Consider the following 22,272-nt stretch of genomic DNA (forward strand, 5'->3'; position numbering starts at 1 on the left):
CGTGCAGCCGAAACATCCGTGACCCGCCAGCAGGCCGAGGCTCGTGGCGTTGATCTCAAATTCGCCGACGCCCAGCAGAAGCAGGAAAACCAGATCAAGGCCATTCGCGGCTTCATCGCACAGGGCGTTGACGCAATTCTTGTCGCCCCGGTGGTCGCCACCGGTTGGGAAGACGTGCTGACCGAAGCCAAGGAAGCCGAGATTCCGGTGATCCTGCTCGATCGTGGCATCGACGCGCCAGAAGACCTCTACCTGACCTCGGTCGCTTCGGATCAGGTGCTCGAAGGTCGTGTCGCCGGCCAGTGGCTGGTGGACGAGGTTGCTGGTGAAGACTGTAACGTCGTCGAGCTGCAGGGCACCGTCGGCTCGAGCCCAGCCATCAACCGCAAGCAGGGCTTCGAGGAAGCGATCGCCGACGCGTCCAACATTACCATCTCCCAGAGCCAGACCGGTGACTTCACCCGCTCCAAGGGCAAGGAAGTGATGGAAGCCTTCCTCAAGTCGTCCAATGGCGGCGCCGATATCTGCGCGGTTTACGCACACAATGACGACATGGCCGTTGGCGCCATCCAGGCCATCAAGGACGCCGGCCTGAAGCCGGGTGAAGACATTCTGGTCGTTTCCATCGACGCGGTGCCCGATATCTTCACCGCGATTGCTGCCGGCGAAGCCAATGCGACCGTCGAGCTGACCCCGAACATGGCCGGCCCGGCCTTCGATGCCCTCGCCGCCTACTGGGCCGACGGCACCATGCCGGAGAAGTTCATCATCACCGAGTCCAAGCTCTACACCGCCGCTGATGATCCGCAGGGCGAATACGAGCGCCGCAAGGACCTCGGCTACTAAGGTTCACGCCAAGCTATCGCCACCCGGCCCGAGGGTCGGGTGGCCCGTTCATTTTGGGTGGCCTGGACCCCATCCAGGCCATGACGCCGTTCGGTATTTAGGGCAGACTGCGCGCAGGCAGGGAGGGGCACATGCCTGATGAACAATTCGCGCTCGAAGCGCGCGGTATCGTCAAAATATTCGGCAATCACATAGCGTTAGATGCTGTGGACTTCGGCCTGCGGGCCGGCGAAGTCCACGCCCTTCTGGGTGAAAACGGGGCCGGCAAATCCACCCTGATCAAGATCCTCACCGGCGCCTACCAGCCCGACGGCGGCCAAGTCCTCGCCAACGGCCAGCCGGTTTACCTGGATAATCCTCAGCAGGCTCAGGGACATGGCATTGGCACCGTCTATCAGGAGGTCAATCTCCTGCCCAACCGGTCGGTCGCCGAAAACCTTTTTCTCGGGCACCAGCCGACGCGTTTCGGTCTCGTCGATCGTCGCAAAATGGAGCGCGAGGCTCGAACGATCCTTAGCCGCTACGGGCTCGAGATCGATCCCTCCAGCGAACTGGGCGCCTATTCGGTGGCCGTGCAGCAGATCGTCGCCATCGCACGTGCCGTCGAACTCTCCGGCAAGGTCCTCATCCTGGATGAGCCCACCGCCAGTCTCGACCGTAACGAGGTGGAGCGGCTGTTTGAAATCATTCGCGATCTCAAGGCGCGCGGCCTGGCCGTCGTCTTCATCACCCACTTTCTGGACCAGGTCTTTGCAGTGGCGGACCGGGTCACCATCCTCCGCAACGGCAAGCTGATCGAGACCCGCGCGCTGGACGATATGAGCCGCACCGACGTGGTGCGCCTGATGCTGGGCAAGGACGTTGCTTTTTCGGGCGCCACCGGCGTCGAGGACGCGCGCCCCATGGGTGAGGTCCTGCTCGACTTTTCCAACTACGGCCGCAAACGCAGCGTGCACCCGTTCAACCTCACCATCCATAAGGGGGAAGTGATCGGTGTCGCTGGTCTTCTGGGGTCAGGCCGAACCGAGATGGCGCGCATCATGTTCGGCGCCGACGCGGCTGACGAGGGCGAGGTCTCCGTTGCGGGCAAGAAAACGACAATTGCTCGTCCGACAGATGCCATCAAGCATGGTTTCGGCTTCTGTCCCGAAGACCGCAAGGCCGAGGGCATATTCGGCGACCTCTCGGTCCGGGAGAACATAGTCATTGCCCTGCAAGGCAAGCTGGGTTGGTTCAGCGCTCTCAATCGTGACGAACAGCTTGAGATTGCTGGTCGTTTCGGCGAAGCCATGGACATCCGGGCCGCCTCTCTGGACATGCCGGTCAAACTGCTTTCGGGCGGCAATCAGCAAAAGGTCATTTTGTCCCGCTGGCTCGCCACCGATCCTGCCTTCCTCATTCTCGACGAGCCGACGCGCGGCATCGACGTGGGGGCGCATGCCGAAATTGTCCGGACCATCAATAGGTTGCGCGACGAAGGTCTGGCCCTGGTCGTGATCTCTTCGGAGCTGGATGAAGTCGTTGCCTATTCCTCCCGCATCGTGGTGATGCGTGACCGCGAAATGGTCGCCGAACTCAACGGCGAGAATATCAATCCCGGCGTCATCGTGCAGGCGATCGCCAATCACCGCGATGAGGAACTCGCATGACGCGGCGCCTATTGTCTCGCCTCGCCAATCCGCAACTGCTGGCCCTTGCCGGCGTTCTGCTGATCAACTGGTTTTTGTTTCCCAATTTTTTCCGCATTACCTGGCAGGACGGCAGGCTGTTCGGCAGCCTTATCGACGTTCTGAACCGGGGGGCGCCGGTGGCAATTCTGGCCATCGGCATGGTGGGTGTCATCGCCACCAAGGGTGTCGACCTGTCGGTCGGCGCGGTGATGGCCATGGCGGGCGCGGTGGCTGCGACATTGGTGGTGGCCGGTTATCCAGCACCCGTCGCTGTCGCCGCCGCGCTCGTTGTCGGCCTGCTCTGCGGGCTGTGGAACGGCTTCCTAGTGGCAATCCTTGATATCCAGCCCATCGTTGCTACCCTCGTGCTCATGGTGGCTGGACGGGGCATCGCCCAGCTGATCACCGAGGGCTTCATTGTCACTTTCACTGATCCAGTGCTCATCTTCATTGGCACGGGAACATTCCTGGGCCTGCCCATGGCTGCCGTCATTGCAATAGTCCTGTTGGTTATGGTCACGCTCCTCGTCCGCAAGACCGCGCTCGGACTGTTCATCGAAGCCGTCGGCGTCAACCGTGCCGCGGCCAGCCTTGCCGGCATACGAAGCCGCATGCTGCTGCTCTATGTCTATGGTCTGTCCGGCTTTTGTGCGGCTATAGCCGGTATCATCGTGGCCGGTGATATCCGTGGAGCCGACGCCAATAATGCGGGCCTATGGCTTGAGCTCGACGCCATCCTCGCCGTGGTCATCGGCGGCACCTCCCTCTTGGGCGGTCGCTTCTCGGTACCGCTGGCGGTGGTGGGCGCCCTGATCATCCAGGCGATGAATACCGGCATTCTGGTCTCAGGCTTCCCGCCCGAGTTCAACCTCATCGTCAAGGCCGCACTGATCTTCCTTGTCCTCATCATCCAGTCGCCTTTGGCGACCCGCATCGTCCCGGTGCGCATGCCCGCCAGGGAGGCCAGCAAATGAGCCGCAGCCTTCGGCCGCTCTTCGCCACTGCCGTGATCTTCGCCATCGCCTATGCCCTGGCGGTCATGCAGTTTCCTTCGATGTTTTCGACGCGCGTCCTGGGCAACTTCCTCACGGACAACGCCTTTCTCGGCATCACGGCGGTCGGCATGACATTCGTGATCATTTCCGGCGGTATCGACCTCTCCGTGGGCGCGGTCATCGGCTTCACCGGAGTGCTCGTCGCCGTTCTGATTTCCTGGGCCGGTTGGCATCCGCTTGCGGCCTTTGGCATGGCGCTTGCCGTCGCCGCCTTGTTCGGCGCCGTCATGGGCCTGGCCATCCATTATCTGCAGGTTCCGGCCTTCATTGTCACCCTGGCCGGCATGTTCCTCGCCCGCGGCGGCGCTTCCGTCATCACTCAGGATTCGGTGCCAGTCAGCCATGAATTCTATGACTGGATCTCCGACCTCGTCATCCGGCTGCCCGGAGGAGGGCGGCTGAGCTTCATCGGCTTGTTGATGGTTGCGGTCTTTGTCGTCGGCGCCCTTGTGGCCCATCGGACCCGCTTTGGCTCCTATGTCTATGCCTTGGGCGGCAATACGGTTTCGGCTTCGCTGATGGGTGTTCCGGTTGCCCGCACGACGGTAGGCGTCTACATGCTGTCTTCCGTGCTGGCAGCCTTGGCGGGAATCGTATTCTCTCTTTATACTTCCGCCGGCTATCCGCTGGCTGCCGTGGGTGTTGAGCTTGACGCGATCAGTGCGGTTGTCATTGGGGGCACACTGCTCACTGGCGGTTATGGTTTTGTGCTCGGCACATTCATCGGCGTGATGCTTTTGGGCCTGGTGCAGACCTACATCATTTTCGACGGCACGCTGTCGAGCTGGTGGACCAAGATCGTGATCGGGGCGCTGCTGTTCCTGTTCATCGTGCTGCAGCGGTTGATATTTGCCGCTTCTGCGCAGGGAGAGAAAGCGTCCTGAATGTATGGCTGGGTTCGAGCGGGGAGAACTGATCTCTCCGTCACGCGTGTTCGAAAGCCGCGAGCATGATCGAGACAGGCGGCCTGATCCGCTCGCTTTCCGGACGTCGCGCCGCGCGGAACTTCCATACCTTCGTCATCAATGAGATCGGTCACTCCATCGTCACCGGCGAGTTCCCGATAGGCTCGGTCCTCGCCAGTGACGCTGTGATGATGGAAACCTACGGCGTCTCACGGACGGTGCTGCGTGAGGCGCTGAAGACGCTTGAGGCCAAAGGGCTTGTCGAAGCGCGGCCGAAGGTGGGCACTAGGGTATCGCCGCGCGGACGCTGGAATTTCTTCGATCCCCAGGTCCTTGCCTGGCACTTCGATGCGCCGCCTGATGTTGCGTTCTACGAAAGCCTGTTTCGCTCCCGTGCCGCGCTGGAAGCGCCGATGATCGAACTGGCCGCTACGCAACGCACGGCCGAACATGTTCGCCTGCTCAAATACTGGTGTCATCAGATGGACACGGCTGGCCAGTCTATCGAGCAATATGGCTTGGCCTGTCTCGAGGTTCACTCCACCTTGGCCGAAGCAAGCCGGGACCCGCTTCTCCGATCGGTTATCGGGGTGGTCGAGCTGACATTGGCGCTGGCGCTGACTCGTGACCGGACCATGTCCGGAGCCGAATATCGCGAGATGTCAGTTCGCCTGTTCGAAAAGTTGATCGAACAGGTAGAAGCCGGCAAGCCCGAAGAAGCTGGTGAGACCTTCGACCGCATTCGGCAAGTAGATCATGCGCAGGTTATCGGCTGAAGCCAGCCGCCGGTCAGGCCGTGTCCTCACCACACAGAACCACTTCGGTTCCGGCGGCGGCAAGCGCAGCGCCCGCCAAGTCATCATCGGGCAATTTGTCCGTGAAGAAGGCAGTGATGCGATTGAACGGCACCACCCGGACTGAAGCGTCGCGCGACCATTTGCTGACATCGGCAGCCAGGAACTGGACCCGGGAATTGGCGATCAGGGTGCTGGTGGTCTGGGCTTCCGAATAGCTGAAGTCCAGAACGCCCTTTTCCGGATTGAGGGCGCCGGCCCCGATTACAGCGTGGGTTGCGTAGAACTTTTCGAAGAACTGCAGGGAGTCTGCACCGACGACGTCGCGGTCATTGTGCCGGAACAGACCCCCGGTGATGTGCACTTCGATCTGGGGCGCATTGCTCAGGGCCAGGGCCACATCGATATTGTTCGTGACGATGCGCAATCCATTGTGGTCGCGCAGGGCCTCGGCCACGAACTGCACTGTGCTGCCAATGCCCATGAAGACGGTGGAGCCTGGCTCGATCGCTTCGGCGATACGGGTCGCTATGCGGCGCTTGGCGGCGCTGTTGAGGGCGGCGCGGGCATTGATCGAGATGTTGCGACCCTCGACCGGCGCATCGACACCGCCATGGAAACGGCGAGCATAACCCAGATCGCACAGGGCGTTGATGTCGCGCCGTACAGTCTGGGTGGTCACCTGATAACGGCTGGCGAGCTGCTCGATATATTGAGCGCCTTCCGCCTCGATCAGCGCCAGGATGTCGCGTTGCCGGCTCGACAGCATGTCTTGCCCCATAATGCCCCCGCTACCCGAGGAAAACCTTCGGATTGTCGGTGATGACGCCCGCAAGGCCGGCGCCCCAGAAGGAAACCAGCTGTATCGGATCGTTGCAGGTCCAGGCCCGCACCTTGATGCCGCGCTTGGTCGTTTCTTCGAGTAGGCCGATGCTAAGCGCCTTGAAGTGCATGTGGATGGTCGTGGCCGGGATGGCGGCCAGTTGTTCGGCCCAGTCTTCCGGCGGTCGGCCCCAAAGCATGGCCATTTCCAGCTCCGGCTCAAGCGCATGCATCGCCTTGAGGGCCTCCGGGTCAAAGCTGGATATCATGATCTGCGTCTGGGGCGCGCGCCGGGCGATATCGGCCTGTACTGCCCGCACCAGCTGATCGAGTGATTTGTGGTGCTTGTGTTGCTTGATCTCGACATTGGCGCTGAGGCCCAACTCGCCCAAGGCCGTGATCGTCTCGGCGAGAGTAGGAATGCGTTCCCCGGCAAAGTACGGATCGAACCAGTTGCCGGCGTCAAGAGCGCCGATTTCGGCCGCCGTCAGATCGCCCAGGGAGCCAGTGCCGGAGCTCGTGCGGTCCACGCTGTCGTCATGAATGACCACGAGCGTGCCGTCGGCGCTGAGCGCCACATCGAGCTCCACCCATTTTGCGCCAGCTTCGGCGGCGGCCCGGAAAGCGGCAATGGTGTTTTCCGGGGCGATCGCCGAGGCACCCCGATGGGCCTGAACTTCGTCCCGCTGGGGACCGATGGAGAATTGGCTTGTCATGACGCGTCTTCGTGATGAATGGCAGGCCCTTAGGCTGTTTGTGCTACAGATTTGCGACAGGGCTGTCGGTTCTCCGTCCCGTATCCGAATTGTAGGGATGGATGTCGGCGAGCCGCGCATGGAGGGTGATGTCTGCGCCTTCTTCCAGGTGCGGCCGTCCAGGGATGCTCAGCACAACGGATTGTCCCGAGCTGTCGAGCCGCACATGGACGTGGCTTTCCCCGCCAATGGGTTCGAGCAGTTCCACACTGCCCTTAAGACTGATAGAAGCGCCCTCCTGCGGGGCAATAAAAAGCGCGTCCGGACGTATGCCGATGATGTCGGTCTTGGCAGGCAGGGTGCCGATTGAGTTCTTGTTGGCAACCGATGAGACTTCAATCAGGTTCATCGGCGGCGAGCCGATAAAGCCGGCCACGAAAAGGGTCGCCGGACGATCATAGACTTCGGTCGGGGTGCCGATCTGCTCGACCAGGCCGCCATTCATCACCACCAGCCGGTCGGCCAAGGTCATGGCCTCGAGCTGGTCGTGGGTGACGTAGAGGCTGGTCGTCTTGAGACGACGCTGCAGCTTGCGGATTTCCACTCGCATCTGCACGCGCAGCTTGGCGTCCAGATTGGAGAGTGGCTCGTCGAACAGGAAGGCGGCAGGCTCTCGCACAATGGCGCGGCCCATGGCCACGCGCTGGCGTTGCCCCCCGGAAAGCTGGCGCGGCTTGCGATCGAGCAACGGCCCGATTTCGAGAATGTCGGCCGCTTCCTGCACTCGCCGGTCGATTTCGCCGCGCGGCGTGCCGCGGTTCTTGAGCCCATACTCGAGATTCCCGCGCACGCTCATATGCGGGTAGAGTGCATAGTTTTGGAACACCATGGCGATGTCGCGTTCGGCGGGCTCGGCCTTGACGACATCCTTGCCGCCGATCTCGATGCGGCCGGATGTGACGGTTTCGAGGCCAGCCACCATGCGCAGCAGCGTGGACTTGCCGCAGCCCGAGGGACCAACGAGGACGATCAGTTCCCCGTCCGCCACCTGCAAATTGATGCCTTTGACGGCCGGGACATTGCCGTAGTTCTTCTTAAGGTCGACCAGATTGATGGTGGCCATGGCTTATTTCTCCGTATCCACGAGGCCTTTGACGAATAGGCGCTGCATGAAGATGACGACGAGGACTGGGGGGAGCATGGCCAGGATCACCGAAGCCATGACCAGGTTCCACAAGGGTTCAGCATCAGCTGTCGCAGCGAGACGCTTGATGCCCATAACGACCGTGTAGTAGCGGCTGTCCGTGGTGACGAGCAGGGGCCAGAGATACTGCACCCAGCCATAGATGAAGAGGATGACGAAGAGCGCCGCGATATTGGTCCGGCTCAATGGGATGAGAATATCGCGGAAGAACTTCATGGGGCCCGCACCATCCACACGAGCCGCTTCCATCAATTCGTCAGGAACGGTGAGGAAGAATTGGCGGAAGAGGAACGTCGCGGTCGCCGAGGCGATCAGCGGCAGGGTGAGGCCCACATAGGAATTGAGCAGCCCGAGATTAGCCACGACGGCGAAGGTCGGGATGATGCGCACCTCGACCGGCAGCATCAGAGTGATGAAGATGATCCAGAAGGCCAAGAGCCGGAATGGGAACTTGAAAAAGACGATCGCATAGGCTGAAAGCAGCGAAATAGCGATTTTGCCCACGGCGATGACGATGGCGATGATCGTTGAGTTCATCAGCATGATCGAGACGGGTGGGGCCCCTGCCGTGGATATGCCCTCATTGAGCATGCGACCGTAGTTTTCCAGCATATGCGGGCCAGGCAGCAGGGGCACCAGGCCACGCATGAAGTCACCCGATCCGTGGGTCGAGGCGATGAAGGCCAGATAGACTGGGAACACGACGATGACGACGCCGGCGATCAGAACCAAATGGGTGAGAAAGCTGAGCCAGGGGCGATTTTCGACCATTTTCTCGGCTCCCTAGTACTGGACGCGCCGCTCGACATAGCGGAACTGGATGGCGGTAAGGGCGATCACGATCAGCATCAGCACGACCGACTGCGCGGCCGATGAGCCGATATTGAGCCCGAGGAACCCGTCAGCATAAACCTTGTAGACCAGGATGTTGGTGGCCTGGTTGGGGCCGCCATTTGTGGTGGCATCGATCAGACCGAATGTGTCGAACATGGCGTAGTTGATGTTGACGATCAGCAGGAAGAAGGTCGTGGGCGAGAGCAGCGGAAAGACAATGGTCCAGAACCGTTTGAAGGGGCCCGCGCCATCGATGGCTGCTGCTTCGTTGAGCGCCTGCGGCACCGATTGCAGCCCGGCGACGAAGAACAGGAAATTGTAGGAAATCTGCTTCCAGCTCGCCGCAATGACCACGAGGATCATCGCCTGGGTCCCATCGACCCGGTGGTTCCAGCTGATGCCCAGGCCGCGCAGCAGATAGGGGGCAATGCCGATGGTGGGATTGAACATGAACCACCACAGGATACCCACCACGACCGGCGCCACGGCATAGGGCCAGACCAGAAGCGTGGTGTAGGCACGATTGGTCCGGATCACCCGGTTGACGGCGACGGCAAGGAGCAGCGACAGGCTCATCGACAGCAATGTCACCGAAATGGCGAAAATTGCGGTTTTGGTCAGTGAGTTTACATAGCCGGGCTCGGAGAAGAGCCGCGCATAGTTCTCGAACCAGATGAAGGTCGTGCGGAATCCGAAGGGGTCTTCGCGTTCGAAGGAGGATTTGACTGCCTGGCCAGCCGGCCAGATGAAGAAGATCAGCGTCACCGCCAGCTGAGGCGCAAGCAGGGCATAGGGCAGCAGCTTGTTGGGAAATATGGTGCGCTTGGTTTGCATGGGCCGAGAACTCCCCCGTGTAGTCGCGACTGGCTAGGCCGGGCGGCACAAGGCCGCCCGGTTGGATCACCCCGGCAAGGCCGGGCCGGAGTGATCCTGGGAGGTTCAGCTATTGGCTGCTTCGAAGTCGCGCAGGATCTGGTTGCCGCGTTCAACCGCAGCATCCAGCGCCTCCTGGGCGGTCTTGCTGCCCGAGAGCAGGGCCTCGAACTCTTCGTCCACCACGGTCCGGACCTGAGTCAGATTGCCGAAGCGGATGCCCTTGGAGTTCGCCGTAGGCGTGCCGCGTGTGATCTGATTGATCGCGACCTCGGAGCCGGGATTGGCTTCGTAGTAGCCCTGCTCCTTGCCCAGTTCGTAAGCGGCATTGGTGATCGGCAGGTAGCCGGTTGCCTGGTGCCATTCGGCCTGGACTTCGGGGCTCGATAGATGTGTGAAGAACTGGGCCACGCCCTCATAGACCTTGGGGTCTTTTCCGTTCAGCACCCACAATGTGGCGCCACCGATGATCGAGTTCTTCGGTTCATCGATCTCGTCGTCATAATAGGGCAGGGGTGCGAAGCCCACTTCGAATTCCTTGGCGTTGTTGATGACGCCGGCCCGCGATGCCGATGAGTTCATGTACATCGCGCATTCCTGTGCATAGAACTTGGGCGGGGCGTCGCCGCCGCCCACCGGGCCACCATATTCGAACAGGCCCTCGTCTGCCCATGCTTTCAGGTTTTCCCAGTGCTTGACCTGAACCGGGCCATTGAAGGTGAACTCGGTCCCCAAGCCACCAAAGCCATTGTCCATCGTGCCGTAGGGCTGGTCATGGATGGCTGAGAGATTTTCCAATTGGACCCAGCTCACCCAGCCAGTGGTGAAGCCACAGGGCGCGGCGCCGGACTCCATGATCTGCCGGCTCATAGTTTCGAGCTCGGCCCAGGTTTTCGGGGGCGTTTCCGGATCGAGGCCAGCCTGCTCGAACACGTCCTTGTTGTAGTAGAGGATTGGCGTAGAGGAATTGAATGGCATCGACAAGATGTTGCCGTCAGTGTCGGAATAGTACCCCGTCACCGGAGCGAGGAACCCACTAGGATCCCAAGGCTCACCATTTTCCTGCATCAACTGGTAGACCGGATTGACCGCACCTTCAGCGGCCATCATCGTGCCAGTGCCGACTTCGAAGACCTGCACGATGGCCGGTTGTTCATTGGCGCGGAAAGCAGCGATGGCGGCTGTCAGCGTCTCGGGATAGGTGCCCTTGTAGCTGGGCACGACAACGAATTCGTCCTGGCTCTCATTGAAGCCCTGCGCGATGGCCTCAAGACGTTGGCCCAATTCCGCATCCATGGCGTGCCACCAGGCGATTTCGGTCTGCGCAATGGCCGGACTTGCAGACATCATGGCGGCAAGCGCGACAGACAGACACAAAGTGTTCTTGGACATGCTCTCTCCCTTGTTCTTGTGCCGGAGCCTCCCCGCTCCGTGCTGGCGCAGACGGTAGCACTGGGGCGCCCCAATGCAACAGAAAAATGTTCATTTGAACATTAATGGGCTGCTCCCTGTCCGCCTATTCGCAGGTAACACCCTGTAAAAGCGTCATTTTGTGACGAAGGCACGACCTTTTTCCACATTCACTTGAGTGCATTGCATGTAATATGCTCATGTGAACACTATGAGCTATCGGTATTCTGCACACGCGTGCAACCGGGGAGGTCCATGTATTTCATCGTTGTCCAACTGATTGCGGCCATCGTCCTGCTGCTCTGGGCTGTGCGCATGGTGCGGACCGCGGTGGAACGGGCCTATGCAGCGGAGCTCAAGCGTACGCTGGGACGTGCCGAGCGAAGCCGGCTAGGTGCGGCCGCCGTCGGTGTGGCCCTGGCTTTCGCACTGCAAAGCTCGACCGCCGTTGCGGCATTGGCCGCCAGCTTCGCGGGTGGCGGTCTCATGTCAGTTGCGACAGGCCTAGCCCTGATGCTGGGCGCCTATCTTGGATCGGCCTTCGTTGCCAGCGTCCTCTCCTTCGACCTTTCGCTTCTGACTGCGCCCTTGATCATTGTTGGTGGCGTACTTTTCCTCAGGGGTAGTTCACGACGGACCAAGCAGGTCGGGCGGCTGATCATGGGTATCGCCTTCGTCCTGCTCTCGCTCGAAATGGTCTCGCAGGCCACGGCGCCCTGGCGCGACAGCGATCTGCTGGCGGCTGTGGTGGGTTATTTGCGCGGTGATCTCTGGACCAGCTTTGCGGTGGCAGCACTCATCACCTGGGCGTCCTATTCCTCTGTGGCCAGCGTCCTGGTCATCATCACGTTTGGCACCACGGGTCTCATTCCCATAGAGGTCGCCATGGCGTTCCTCCTGGGTGCCAACCTGGGAGGAACCTTGATTGCTTTCGGCATGACGCGCGGTGCTGATATCAGGCCCCGACGCATCGCGGCAGCAGCGCTGGTCCTGCGGGGCGGCGCGGCACTAACTTGCCTGCTGCTGATCCAGCTGTTCCAACTGCACACTTTAGGTCTCCCAGGTTCGGTCGGTCAGCAGGCGAGCCTGATGCACATCTTATTCAATCTGGGTGTCCTGATCATCGGCCTGCCGCTCGTAAGTGCGGTAGAGGCCCTGATGACGGTCCTCGTCAAGGAGGCGCCAGCAGCCGGCCAGTCCGACATTGCCCGTTTGCGCCAGACGGCGCTAGCGATCGATCCTAATGGGAACATCGATGCCTCGCTGGCGAGCGCCACGCGCGAATTGCTTCGTATGAGCGAGATGGTCGAAGTCATGCTCCAGCCGGTTATGGAGATCGTGCGGAGCGGCGATAAGGCCGCCATCCGACGGGTCAAGGACTTGGAACCCGAAGTCGATAGCGCCAACCGCGCCATCAAGCTTTTTCTTACCCGTTTGGACTGGGAGCGCATGGATGCCAATCAGTCTCGGCGCGCCTCCGACCTCAACACCTTCGCCATTGGCCTGGAACAGGCCGGCGACATCGTGACTCGCCAGCTTCTGCGTGTTGCGGACCAGAAGTCCGAACGACGCATTACCTTTTCGCATCAAGGGTGGCAGGAACTCACGGACCTGCATGCCAGGGTGCTGGCCAATATGCAGCTCGCGCTCAACGTACTTGTCTCCGAGGATGCAGAATCCGCTCGTCAGCTGGTCGCTGAGAAGGACGAAGTTGGCTTGATGGAACGGCGCAGCATGGACAAGCACTTTGCCCGCCTGCGCGCCGGGGATCCCAACAGCTTTGAGACCAGTGAGCTTCATCTGGAGACCATGCACGCGCTGCGTCGCATCAATTCCTTGCTGACCGGTATCGCCTATTCGATCCTGAGCGAGCAGGGCGAGCTATTGCCGACCAAGCTGGTGGCCGATAAGGCCTAGTTACGGCACCGCCTTGGCCCGAAACGGCTCTACCAACTCCCCATGCACCGCCTAAGTTCATGAAAACGCTGCGAGAGCGGATTTTGATCGCCACGGGCTTGACTCCCTTGTGCAATCGATTTCATCATCTATGGGATCGGTCCCATAGAGGGCCGACGGGGAGGAATCGGGCGGTATGGTCACCATCACCGACGTGTCAAAACGCGCGGGCGTATCACGCTCCACCGTTTCGCGGGTGGTGGCTGGCAACGGCTATGTGTCCGAGGACAAGCGCAAGGCCATAGAGGCCGCCATAGCTGAGCTGGGGTACCGCCCCAACACTCTGGCGCAGGCGCTGCGGTCCAATCGCTCCAATCTTATCGGCGCCGTCATGGTGGATATTGGCACACCCTACTTCGCCAACATGATCTATGGCGTCCAGCGGGCCACCCGCCCGGCGGGCAAGTCGCTTATCGTGTCCTCTGGCTATGCGGATCAGGACGAAGAAGCGCGCGCGGTGATCGAACTGGTCGACCGGTCCTGCGACGGCATCGTTCTCTATCTCGAACGGCCCATGCGCGAAAATGTGGTGGAGATCGTGCGCAAGGCGCGCATCCCCGTGGTGGCTATCGGTCACAGCCCCAATCCTGTTGCGCAGGGCAGGGTCGTGCTGGACAATTTCGAGGGTGCCCGCGCCGCCATGAATTACCTGCTGGAGCAGGGGCACCGCAAAATCGTTCATCTCTCCGGTCAGGTGGATTTCGGAGACACCGTGGCACGTATGCGGGGCATGGAAACCGCGCTTGCGGAACATGGGATGACCCTGGATGACATACATGTCGTCAACGGCATCTTTCATCAGGATTTCGGCTATTCGGCGACTCGCGACCTGATCGCCTCAGGGCGAGACTTCACCGCGATATTCGCAGGTGACGACGACATGGCCGCGGGTGTGTTGCTGGCCCTTCGCGAGGCAGGCCTTCGCGTGCCTGAGGACGTGTCGGTCATGGGTTTTGACGACGCCTTTCATGCCAAGCACATGTGGCCGCCGCTGACCACCGTGCGGCAGCCTGTCGATACGCTGGGCGAGGTTGCTGCCTCGCTGCTGCTCAGACTGCTGGGGGAGCCCAGAGTTGATCCCCTGCAGTCGATCGTCGAAACCAACCTCGTGGTGCGTGCAAGCGTCTGCGCACCGCGACTGCAAAGGGAGGTGGCCTGAACGCATGAGCGGTCCGCCCAAGCGCGGCCGCCGCACAAAATTGGGGAGCGAACCCATGAACAATGTGGGATCGATCCCATAACATTGGTCCACGAGGAGGAGAAACAAGTGGAGGGACATTCGATGAAATCAATCAAGGCCGCAGCGCTTCTGGGCGTCGGCATTTCCGTATTGGCCGCTATTGCGCCGTCCGCAGCGCAGGACGAGGTCATCCTGCGGCTGCTGCCCTATCACACCGACGCCATGGTCGAGAACTACAACCCCAACAATCCGACCGGCCCGCAACAGCGCATGCGCGACTTTGCATATGAGCCGCTCTGGATCGACAATATTTGGCATCCTGGCGAGAACGAGGATGCGCTGGCCGTTGCCTGGGAAATCGGCGAGGACCTGAAATCCGTTACCTATACGCTGCGCGAAGGCGTCAAATGGAGTGACGGTGAAGACTTCAACGCCGATGACGTGGTCTTCAGCTATGAATATGCCAAGGCGCACCCTGATTTCCCCATGGGCATCGACGTCTACAATGGCGAAACCGGCAATGTGACCGGGGCCGAAAAGATCGACGACTACACCGTCAAGTTCACGCTCAATGAACCCGACGCCCTGGCGCGATATGGGCTCAACGGTCTCTATCCGCTGCCCGAACATGTTTGGAAGGACGTCGAAGACCCCAAGAACTTCGCCAATCTCGATGTCGTGGCCACCGGACCCTGGACCGAGCCCCGCAACTTCACTCGCAACGGCTTTGACCTCTGCCGCAATGAATTGAGCCGTTACAACGAAGACAACGCGATCGATTGCCTCCGCTTCCCGCAGATGAATGGCAATGAGCAGACAGTGGCGGCGCTATCGGCCGGCGATCTCGATTGGCTGGGTGATGGCCTGACCGATCCCGACGTGACCTTCCTGCCCCAGTCCGAATACAACAATTACTGGCTGCCTGCGGGTTCGGACGTCAATCTGCAGCTCAACACGACCAGGGCACCCTTCAACAATCTTGAATTCCGCAAGGCCATGTCGGTCGCCATCGACCGCGACACCTTGCTCGAGATTTCGACCTTTGGCCTGACTACCGAGACAAAATATCCCATCGGCACCGGCGAAATGTACAAGACCTGGTACGATGCCGAGGCGCTTGAGCCTTACACTTGGCTCATGCAATACGACCCGGACAAGGCCATCGAGATCCTCGATGCAGCAGGCTTCGTGGACGCCGATGGAGACGGCTGGCGCGACAATCCTGACGGTACGCCCATCGCCTTTGGCATTTCCATGCCATCTGGCTGGACCGACTGGGTCAATACCGGACAGACCGTAGCTGAAAACCTTCAGGATATCGGGGTCAATGCCAGCCTCAAGACCATGGACCAGGGCGCCTGGTTCGACGCGGTGCCGCGTGGCGACTTCGACGTCTATGTGATGTGGACCAATGGTGGCCCCACGCCCTACAACCAGTACCAGCCCATGTTCAATCCCCGCTTGATGCAGGAGGGCCAGATCGACTTCCAGGCCATGCACCAGATGCAGATCCCTGAGGTCGAAGCCGCGCTCGACATCTTCAAGGGCTCGGCTGACGAAGCAACCCAGCGAGCAGCTCTCACCGACATCCACAAGGCTGTCGCCGAGAACCTGCCCACCATTTCGCTCTTCGCCAACCCGATCTGGTACGAATACTCCACCCGCCGCTTCACCGGCTGGGTGACCGAAGAGGACCAGAAGTTCCGCCCCCAGGTGCATGATGGTACGCGCGAACGCGTCTGGCACGCCCTGGCCCTGAAGCCGATCGAATAGTCGGTTCTCTATCTGGCAGGCTTCCGGATCGGCATCTCGAAGCTGATCCGGGTGCCTTTGCCAGAGAGCCGCGGCGGGGCTCTCCTCCCGATCTCCGCCCGGCACTGTGCAGATCGCTCCCGCGGGGCGGGAGTTGCCTGGGCTTAAAGAGGACCTGGATGCAATGGCATTTCTATTGAGGCGTCTCGCCTTTTATCTGGCCGCCTTCTTCATGGCCGTGACCCTGAACTTCTTCATCCCGCGCATGATGCCGGGTGATCCATCAGCGCGCATCATTGCCTCCTATCAGGGGCGTCTCAATGAGGCGCAGGTTCAGGCGATCCGCGAGGCATACGGGGTCACAGGGTCTCTCTGGGAGCAGTATCTCAGCTATTTCGGCAGCGTCTTGCGGCTCGATTTCGGCATCTCGACCGTGCAGTTCCCTGAGCCGACCGCATCGCTGCTCTTCTACGGCGCCACCTGGACCCTGGTTCTCGTTGGCCTGTCCATCTTCTTTGCCTTCGTCATCGGCTCGGTCATGGGCATCCATGCCGCCTGGCACCGCGGCGGCTTCTTCGACAGTTTCTTCACGCCCATCAACGTGATGCTGAACGCCTTCACGCCCGCCATCGTGGCGCTGGTGCTGTTCTATGCCTTCTCTTTGCAACTCAAATGGTTCCCGCTGGGGCGAGCGCATGATCCGAGCCTGATGCCGGGGTTCGATCTGCAGTTCATCGGCAGCGTCCTCTATCACGCCACTCTGCCTGTGCTTTCCATCTTCATCGTCAGCTTCGGCGGCTGGCACCTGGGCATGCGCAATGTGATGATCAACCTGCTCAACGAGGACTTCGTCATCCTGGCCCGCGCCAAGGGCCTCAGCGATCGCCGTGTGCGCTATCGCTATGTCGCCCGCAACGCCATCATGCCGCAGATTACCGCGCTGGCGCTGTCGGTCGGCTTCCTCATCGGCGGCGCATTGGTGACCGAGCAGGTGTTCAACTATCCGGGCCTCGGCAAATTCACCTTCACCGCCATCCAGAGCCGCGACTATTCCTTCATCCAGGGGCAGTTGCTGTTGCTGACCATGTCGGTGCTGGTCGCCAATCTTCTCTCCGACATCGCCAATGTCGTCCTTGATCCACGCTTGAGAAAGGGCTGACATATGGCCGATCTCACTCATTCCACGCCGCTGTCGCTCACTGACCGCCTTGAACAGGAAGCCCTGGCGGCTTCTGCGCCAAGTCAGTCCGAGTTGATGCGCGAACTCGGCGTCAAGCCACGCCCGGGCTGGACCAGCCGCTTACCGCAGGGCCTTGCCGCCTTCGTGACCAACCCCAAGGGCATGGCGGGGGTCATCATCCTCCTTGCGCTGGTGCTCTTTTCGGTCCTGGGGCCGGTGGTCAGCGAGTACAATCCGAACCGCCGTGCCGGCAAACCTCATGTCATGCCGGGTTACGAGCACGTGCTGGGTACCACCCGCATGGGCAAGGACGTTTTCACCCAATTGGCCTATGGCGGCCGGGTTAGCCTGGCCGTTGGCTTTGGTGCCGGCCTTGCCGCTGCGGCCATCGGCCTCGCCATAGGCATCTCCGCGGGATATTTCGGCGGCCGCATCGACGACATCCTGACTTTCTTTGTCAATGTGGTCCTGGTGCTTCCGGGCCTGCCTTTGATCATTGTCATCGCCACCATGGTGGAGCAAGCCAGCCCGCTGGTCATAGGCGTGGTCCTGGCGCTGACGGGCTGGGGATGGGCCGCGCGCACCATCCGAACCCAGACGCTATCGCTGCGCACCCGTGAATTCGTACTGTCGGCCGAACTCATGGGAGAGAAGAAGTGGCGCATCATCCTCGTCGAAATCTTCCCCAACATGCTGAGCTTCGTCATGGGCGGTTTTGTGCTGGGCACCATCGCGGCCATTCTGGCCGAAGCGGCGCTGGAGTTCATCGGCCTGGGCGATCCCAATGCCGTGACCTGGGGCACCATGCTGTTCTGGGCCCAGAACAATCTGGCGCTGCAGAGTGGCGCCTGGTGGGAAATCTGGCCGCCCTGCATCGCCATCATGCTGACGGGCGCTGCCCTGGTCTTGGTGAACTTCGCAGTCGACGAAATCACCAATCCCCAGCTCAAGGCATCTCGCAGGATTGGCCGCATCCGGAAATTCCTGCAACGTCGGGGGAGAAGTGCCGATGTCTTCTGATCGCGCCCTGATCGAGGTGAGGAACCTCACTGTCGACTATGTGGGCGAACACTCCGTCGCCCGCGCCGTCAACGGCATTGATTTCGACATCCGCGAGGGCGAGGCCTTTGGCCTGGCCGGCGAAAGCGGCTGCGGCAAATCCACCGTCGCCTTCGCCCTGGCCAGGTTGACCCGGCTTCCCGGACTGGTTTCCGGCGGTGAAGTCCGGCTCAATGGCGAGGATGTGCTCAAGTTCGACAAGGCCAGATTGAAGGCCTATCGCTGGAACGAGGTCAGCTTCGTCTTTCAATCGGCCATGAATGCCCTTAATCCGGTGATCCCGGTTTCAGAGCAGATCATGGACGTGATCGAGACCCACGAACCGGAACTGGGCCAGGATGGTGCTCGCGCTCGGGCAGTGGAGCTCTTCGAACTGGTCGGTATCCCATCCAAGCGGCTCGACGACTATCCGCATCAGTTTTCGGGCGGCATGCGCCAACGCATCTGCATCGCTATCGCGCTCGCTCTCAAGCCCAAGCTCATCATCATGGACGAGCCGACCACGGCGCTTGACGTGGTGGTGCAGCGCGACATCATCGAGCAGATTGTCGATCTCAAGACGCGCCTGGGCTTTTCCGTACTGTTCATCACCCATGATCTGGGGCTGATGATCGAGTTCTGCGACCGCATCGGGGTGATGTATTCGGGCGAGCTGGTGGAGGTGGCGCCTTCGGAAGCCATCCTGACAGCGCCACAACACCCCTATACGCGCGCGCTGGGGAACAGCTTTCCGCCATTGACCGGCCCGCGGGTCCGGCTCGAGGGCATTGCCGGGACGCCGCCCGATCTGAGGGAACTGCCGACGGGATGCCGATTTGCGCCGCGCTGTCCCCATGCGATGGAGCAGTGTCGCATTGATGCCCCGCAATTGCGCTTCATCCCCGAACACAAGAGCCAGGCCGCATGTCACTTGCTGAACTAGAACCCGAGCGCACCACCGTGGAAGCCGACGGCCCGGTCCTTGAGATGGACAATGTCGACAAGGAATTCGTGCTGGGCGGCGCCTTCCTCAATCAGACCTTCCTCAAGGCCCTTTCGGGTGTGTCGCTGCAACTGCAGCAGGGCAGGGCGCTTGCCCTTGTGGGCGAGTCCGGTTCGGGTAAGTCAACTTGCGCGCGCATGCTGGCCGGAGCCTACGAGCCGACGAGGGGCGTGATCCGCCATCATGGCCAGGACATTGCTGCCTTCCGTGGTGCGCGCATGCAGCAATACCGCGCCCAGGTTCAGATGGTCTTTCAGGACCCATTCGGCTCGCTCAATCCGACCCAGTCCATTGGCTACCATCTGGAGCGCCCCATTCGTCTGCATCGCCCCGATCTCAAGGGCAAAGCGATCGAGGCAGAAATGCTCTCGCTGCTGGAAAGTGTGGGCCTGAGGCCGGCGGCAGACTATCTCAAGCGCCGGCCCCATGAACTCTCGGGAGGGCAGCGCCAGCGTGTCGCCATTGCCCGCGCGCTCTCGGTGCAGCCGGAAGTGCTGCTGGCTGACGAGCCCACCTCGATGCTGGACGTATCTGTCCGCCTGGGCATTCTGAACCTATTGGAGGATCTCAAGCGCGACCGGCAGTTGGCAGCTCTTTACATCACCCACGACATTGCCACGGCGCGCTACTTCGCCGAAGAAACGGCGGTTATGTATGCCGGGCATCTGGTAGAACAGGGGCCGAGCCAGGAAATCACCGACAATCCACGCCACCCCTATACGCAACTGCTGATTGAATCGGTGCCCAACCCCAAGCGCAAGATCGAAACGGGTAAGGCGCGACGTGCAGTCGATATCCCGCTCTGGACGCGCGACAGCCGTGGTTGCCCCTTTGTCTCGCGCTGCCCCAAGGCGACGGCGATCTGCAAGGAAACCATGCCCGGCCCCACGGTCGTGGGTGCAGGACATATGGTTCGCTGCCACAATCTCGTTGCGGTCAGCCCGTGATGCGATTGCCAGCCTGATCAAAAAGCGCGGCCTTCTCGGGGGGGTGACCCACCGTCAGCGTCTCCCCGACTGTGCAGGCCGTGTCGCCGTCCAGGGCGACGATCAGGTGCTGTCCATTGACCAGTGCCAGATTAACGATGGTCTCGTTGCCCAGATGCTCCACGAGCGTCACTTTGCCGGTGAAGGCGCCATCGTCCATGGGTTTGAAGTCGTGCGGTCGCACACCCAAGGTCAGGATGTCTCCCGCCTTCTGGCCCGCTCCGGTCAGTGGCAGGGTCTGCGCTTTCATGGCGGGGCCTGATATCCGTATCGCACTTGCGTCAACGGCGTCTATGGTGACCTCGACGAAATTCATCTTCGGCGAACCGATGAAGCCGGCGACGAAGAGATTGGCCGGGCGGTGATAGAGTTCCAGCGGCGAGCCAACCTGCTGGACGGTGCCGGCACTAAGCACCACGATCTTGTCGGCCAGCGTCATGGCTTCGACCTGGTCATGGGTCACATAGACCATTGTCGCCCCAAGATCGCTGTGCAGCTTGGCCAGCTCCATCCGCATGTCCACGCGCAGCGCCGCATCGAGATTGGAGAGCGGCTCGTCGAAGAGGAAAACGCCGGGTTTGCGCACGATGGCGCGCCCAATGGCGACGCGCTGGCGCTGGCCCCCCGAGAGTTGGCTGGGGCGGCGTTCGAGCAGATGTTCCATCTGCAGGATGCGGGCCGCTTCAGCGACCTTGGCGTCCTTTTCCGCCTTTGGCGCATTGGCGATTGTGAGCCCGAAAGCCAGGTTTTCCCGAACGGTCATATGTGGGAAAATGGCATAGGACTGGAACACCATGGCGATGCTGCGATCCTTGGGCGGCAGGTCGTTGACCACGCGGTCGCCGATGCTCAGTGTGCCACCGCTGATGTCCTCGAGCCCCGCAATCATGCGTAGCAGCGTCGACTTGCCACAACCCGAAGGGCCGACAAAGACGCAGAACTCTCCATCGGCGATTTCGATGTCGACGCCCTTGATGATGTCGGCGGCGCCATAATTCTTGCGGACATTCTTGAGGGAAACGCTGGCCATTTTTGGTGTCCTTGCGAGGTTTGAGGTCAGACCTTGGCGCCCGGAGGGAGCTTGTCGAGTTCAGTGTGCAAAAGGCCATCCGCATCAATGCGGACCGGGATCGGGTCACTGACCTGGCCAATGAACGAACCATCTGGCGCGTCATGGAGAAAACCCATGAAAACCAGGCCATTGTCGGTCGTCACGATCTTGCCGGCATAGCGGCTGCCCTGCGCGCCATCGAAGAACGGACCGGGCGCCACTTCCCAGGGACCGAACGGGTCATCGGCCATCAGATAATGCGTTCCGCGGACGGGCTCTTCGGTATTGAAACGCTTGTAAGCTTCCGACCAGTGCGATCCATCGGTGCAGAACAGCATGTACCATTTGCCATTGGCCTCGAAGACCTGCGGCACTTCCATCTGCCCGAACATGCCGCCGGCATAGACCGGGGGCTGCAGCGTCCAGCTATAGAGGTCGGGCGAGGTGGCAAAGCCGATCGTGCCCCCGGCATTGGGCTCGGCGACGCCGGGGCGACGCGCGACAAAGTACATTATCCAGCCATCGCCCTTTGGGTTCTTCATCACCCACGGGTCGCGGAAGGCACGGTCGTGCCAATGGCCGGATGTGTATTCTTCATAGTCGGGTCCAGAGATATCGAGCGCCAGGCCATTGCCGACACGGGTCCAGTTGTGCCCGTCGGTCGAAGTCGCGTGACCCAGGCGCTGCTTCATGCCCTCTTCGGCGTGTTCGGTGCCGGTATAGAAGAGGTGCCAGAGCCCGGTGTCGTCGCGCAGGGTCGAGCCGGTCCAGGTTGTCCAGTCATCCCAGGAGGGCGCGGCCGCCGGCGCGAAGGTGGTGCCCAGATGGGTCCAGTTGACCAGGTCTTTTGAGACGGCGTGTCCTTGGGTGACATGACGGTGGCGCATGTCCGGATGGGCCAGCCTATTGTCGGCCTGCAGAAAATAGGCGTGGTAATCATCGCCGTCGCGATAAATCCAGAAGTCCCAAATCCATTTGTCTTTAAGGGCAATAACCACTTGTCGTTGTCTTTCAAAGG

The 22,272-nt window shown here is 60.9% G+C and carries 20 protein-coding genes; 12 read left to right on the forward strand and 8 right to left on the reverse strand.

Annotated features, from left to right (window positions below; genetic code table 11):
- The 5 genes from ytfQ to QZ564_RS11155 all read left to right on the forward strand — a co-directional run.
- Positions 1–846, forward strand: an 846-nt coding sequence (gene ytfQ, locus QZ564_RS11135; protein ID WP_297109395.1) for a galactofuranose ABC transporter, galactofuranose-binding protein YtfQ, incomplete at its 5' end; no start/stop codon positions are given.
- Between the two features lie 131 nt (positions 847–977).
- On the forward strand, positions 978–2,495 hold the full coding sequence (locus tag QZ564_RS11140; RefSeq protein WP_297109398.1) for a sugar ABC transporter ATP-binding protein: 1,518 nt from the start codon (positions 978–980) through the stop codon (positions 2,493–2,495).
- The gene (locus QZ564_RS11145; protein ID WP_297109401.1) at positions 2,492–3,490 is read left to right on the forward strand and encodes an ABC transporter permease; all 999 of its coding nucleotides are present in this window, start codon (positions 2,492–2,494) and stop codon (positions 3,488–3,490) included. Before QZ564_RS11140 ends, QZ564_RS11145 begins: the two co-directional genes overlap by 4 nt.
- Positions 3,487–4,455, forward strand: a complete 969-nt coding sequence (yjfF, locus tag QZ564_RS11150; protein WP_297109404.1) for a galactofuranose ABC transporter, permease protein YjfF — start codon at positions 3,487–3,489, stop codon at positions 4,453–4,455. The genes QZ564_RS11145 and yjfF overlap by 4 nt, the downstream gene beginning before the upstream one ends.
- Before the next feature lie 65 nt (positions 4,456–4,520).
- A complete protein-coding gene (locus QZ564_RS11155) occupies positions 4,521–5,252 on the forward strand; it encodes a GntR family transcriptional regulator (RefSeq protein WP_297109407.1) in 732 nt (243 codons plus the stop codon).
- A 13-nt stretch (positions 5,253–5,265) separates the two neighbouring features.
- On the opposite strand, the gene QZ564_RS11160 is transcribed toward QZ564_RS11155, so the two are convergent.
- The 6 genes from QZ564_RS11160 to ugpB all read right to left on the reverse strand — a co-directional run bounded on the left by QZ564_RS11160 (position 5,266) and on the right by ugpB (position 11,090).
- The gene (locus QZ564_RS11160; RefSeq protein WP_297109410.1) at positions 5,266–6,051 is read right to left on the reverse strand and encodes a DeoR/GlpR family DNA-binding transcription regulator; all 786 of its coding nucleotides are present in this window, start codon (positions 6,049–6,051) and stop codon (positions 5,266–5,268) included.
- A 10-nt stretch (positions 6,052–6,061) separates the two neighbouring features.
- Entirely contained in the window at positions 6,062–6,808 is a 747-nt protein-coding gene (locus QZ564_RS11165) for a glycerophosphodiester phosphodiesterase family protein (RefSeq protein ID WP_297109413.1), read from the reverse strand.
- 43 nt (positions 6,809–6,851) lie between these two features.
- A complete protein-coding gene (locus QZ564_RS11170; RefSeq protein ID WP_297109416.1) occupies positions 6,852–7,910 on the reverse strand; it encodes a sn-glycerol-3-phosphate import ATP-binding protein UgpC in 1,059 nt (352 codons plus the stop codon).
- Positions 7,911–7,913: 3 nt separating this feature from the next.
- On the reverse strand, positions 7,914–8,762 hold the full coding sequence (gene ugpE / locus QZ564_RS11175) for a sn-glycerol-3-phosphate ABC transporter permease UgpE (protein ID WP_297109420.1): 849 nt from the start codon (positions 8,760–8,762) through the stop codon (positions 7,914–7,916).
- 12 nt (positions 8,763–8,774) lie between these two features.
- Positions 8,775–9,659: a sn-glycerol-3-phosphate ABC transporter permease UgpA gene (gene ugpA / locus QZ564_RS11180; RefSeq protein ID WP_297109423.1), complete on the reverse strand. Its 885-nt coding sequence runs from the start codon at positions 9,657–9,659 to the stop codon at positions 8,775–8,777.
- A 105-nt stretch (positions 9,660–9,764) separates the two neighbouring features.
- Positions 9,765–11,090, reverse strand: a complete 1,326-nt coding sequence (gene ugpB, locus QZ564_RS11185) for a sn-glycerol-3-phosphate ABC transporter substrate-binding protein UgpB (protein WP_297109425.1) — start codon at positions 11,088–11,090, stop codon at positions 9,765–9,767.
- 273 nt (positions 11,091–11,363) lie between these two features.
- Here ugpB and QZ564_RS11190 point away from each other — a divergent pair, with 273 nt between their 5' ends.
- The 7 genes from QZ564_RS11190 to QZ564_RS11220 all read left to right on the forward strand — a co-directional run bounded on the left by QZ564_RS11190 (position 11,364) and on the right by QZ564_RS11220 (position 20,164).
- Positions 11,364–13,025 carry a Na/Pi cotransporter family protein gene (locus QZ564_RS11190; protein WP_297109428.1) on the forward strand — a complete coding sequence of 554 codons (1,662 nt, stop codon included), beginning with the start codon at positions 11,364–11,366 and terminating at the stop codon, positions 13,023–13,025.
- 175 nt (positions 13,026–13,200) lie between these two features.
- Complete coding sequence (locus QZ564_RS11195) at positions 13,201–14,223, forward strand: LacI family DNA-binding transcriptional regulator (protein ID WP_297109432.1); 1,023 nt, start codon at positions 13,201–13,203, stop codon at positions 14,221–14,223.
- A 123-nt stretch (positions 14,224–14,346) separates the two neighbouring features.
- Entirely contained in the window at positions 14,347–16,017 is a 1,671-nt protein-coding gene (locus tag QZ564_RS11200) for an ABC transporter substrate-binding protein (RefSeq protein WP_297109436.1), read from the forward strand.
- A gap of 163 nt (positions 16,018–16,180) precedes the next feature.
- Positions 16,181–17,155, forward strand: a complete 975-nt coding sequence (locus QZ564_RS11205; RefSeq protein ID WP_297109438.1) for an ABC transporter permease — start codon at positions 16,181–16,183, stop codon at positions 17,153–17,155.
- A 96-nt stretch (positions 17,156–17,251) separates the two neighbouring features.
- Positions 17,252–18,196 (forward strand): ABC transporter permease, encoded by a 945-nt coding sequence (locus tag QZ564_RS11210; protein ID WP_363312022.1) that lies wholly within the window; start codon positions 17,252–17,254, stop codon positions 18,194–18,196.
- Positions 18,186–19,157: an ABC transporter ATP-binding protein gene (locus QZ564_RS11215; RefSeq protein WP_297109441.1), complete on the forward strand. Its 972-nt coding sequence runs from the start codon at positions 18,186–18,188 to the stop codon at positions 19,155–19,157. Before QZ564_RS11210 ends, QZ564_RS11215 begins: the two co-directional genes overlap by 11 nt.
- Positions 19,139–20,164, forward strand: coding sequence for an ABC transporter ATP-binding protein (locus tag QZ564_RS11220; protein ID WP_297109443.1), 1,026 nt, complete (start codon positions 19,139–19,141; stop codon positions 20,162–20,164). The genes QZ564_RS11215 and QZ564_RS11220 overlap by 19 nt, the downstream gene beginning before the upstream one ends.
- Here the strand turns inward: QZ564_RS11220 and ugpC are convergent.
- Positions 20,154–21,233, reverse strand: a complete 1,080-nt coding sequence (gene ugpC / locus QZ564_RS11225; protein WP_297109446.1) for a sn-glycerol-3-phosphate ABC transporter ATP-binding protein UgpC — start codon at positions 21,231–21,233, stop codon at positions 20,154–20,156. The two genes, QZ564_RS11220 and ugpC, sit on opposite strands and share 11 nt — an antisense overlap.
- A gap of 26 nt (positions 21,234–21,259) precedes the next feature.
- Positions 21,260–22,252, reverse strand: coding sequence for a hypothetical protein (locus QZ564_RS11230; protein WP_297109449.1), 993 nt, complete (start codon positions 22,250–22,252; stop codon positions 21,260–21,262).
- Positions 22,253–22,272: the final 20 nt, after the last annotated feature.

The organism is uncultured Devosia sp. (assembly GCF_913055165.1).
Lineage (GTDB): Bacteria > Pseudomonadota > Alphaproteobacteria > Rhizobiales > Devosiaceae > Devosia.

What these genes read in the sequence shown, in the direction of transcription:
- yjfF (WP_297109404.1), top strand. Translation starts at nt 3,487, where the DNA reads ATGAGCCGCAGCCTTCGGCCGCTCTTCGCCACTGCCGTGATCTTCGCC.
- QZ564_RS11220 (WP_297109443.1), top strand. Translation starts at nt 19,139, where the DNA reads ATGTCACTTGCTGAACTAGAACCCGAGCGCACCACCGTGGAAGCCGAC.
- ugpA (WP_297109423.1), bottom strand. Translation starts at nt 9,659, where the DNA reads ATGCAAACCAAGCGCACCATATTTCCCAACAAGCTGCTGCCCTATGCC.
- QZ564_RS11205 (WP_297109438.1), top strand. Translation starts at nt 16,181, where the DNA reads ATGGCATTTCTATTGAGGCGTCTCGCCTTTTATCTGGCCGCCTTCTTC.
- QZ564_RS11145 (WP_297109401.1), top strand. Translation starts at nt 2,492, where the DNA reads ATGACGCGGCGCCTATTGTCTCGCCTCGCCAATCCGCAACTGCTGGCC.
- ugpE (WP_297109420.1), bottom strand. Translation starts at nt 8,762, where the DNA reads ATGGTCGAAAATCGCCCCTGGCTCAGCTTTCTCACCCATTTGGTTCTG.
- QZ564_RS11155 (WP_297109407.1), top strand. Translation starts at nt 4,521, where the DNA reads ATGATCGAGACAGGCGGCCTGATCCGCTCGCTTTCCGGACGTCGCGCC.
- QZ564_RS11170 (WP_297109416.1), bottom strand. Translation starts at nt 7,910, where the DNA reads ATGGCCACCATCAATCTGGTCGACCTTAAGAAGAACTACGGCAATGTC.
- QZ564_RS11160 (WP_297109410.1), bottom strand. Translation starts at nt 6,051, where the DNA reads ATGGGGCAAGACATGCTGTCGAGCCGGCAACGCGACATCCTGGCGCTG.
- QZ564_RS11165 (WP_297109413.1), bottom strand. Translation starts at nt 6,808, where the DNA reads ATGACAAGCCAATTCTCCATCGGTCCCCAGCGGGACGAAGTTCAGGCC.
- QZ564_RS11210 (WP_363312022.1), top strand. Translation starts at nt 17,252, where the DNA reads ATGCGCGAACTCGGCGTCAAGCCACGCCCGGGCTGGACCAGCCGCTTA.
- QZ564_RS11215 (WP_297109441.1), top strand. Translation starts at nt 18,186, where the DNA reads ATGTCTTCTGATCGCGCCCTGATCGAGGTGAGGAACCTCACTGTCGAC.
- QZ564_RS11190 (WP_297109428.1), top strand. Translation starts at nt 11,364, where the DNA reads ATGTATTTCATCGTTGTCCAACTGATTGCGGCCATCGTCCTGCTGCTC.
- ugpC (WP_297109446.1), bottom strand. Translation starts at nt 21,233, where the DNA reads ATGGCCAGCGTTTCCCTCAAGAATGTCCGCAAGAATTATGGCGCCGCC.
- QZ564_RS11140 (WP_297109398.1), top strand. Translation starts at nt 978, where the DNA reads ATGCCTGATGAACAATTCGCGCTCGAAGCGCGCGGTATCGTCAAAATA.
- ugpB (WP_297109425.1), bottom strand. Translation starts at nt 11,090, where the DNA reads ATGTCCAAGAACACTTTGTGTCTGTCTGTCGCGCTTGCCGCCATGATG.
- QZ564_RS11195 (WP_297109432.1), top strand. Translation starts at nt 13,201, where the DNA reads ATGGTCACCATCACCGACGTGTCAAAACGCGCGGGCGTATCACGCTCC.
- QZ564_RS11200 (WP_297109436.1), top strand. Translation starts at nt 14,347, where the DNA reads ATGAAATCAATCAAGGCCGCAGCGCTTCTGGGCGTCGGCATTTCCGTA.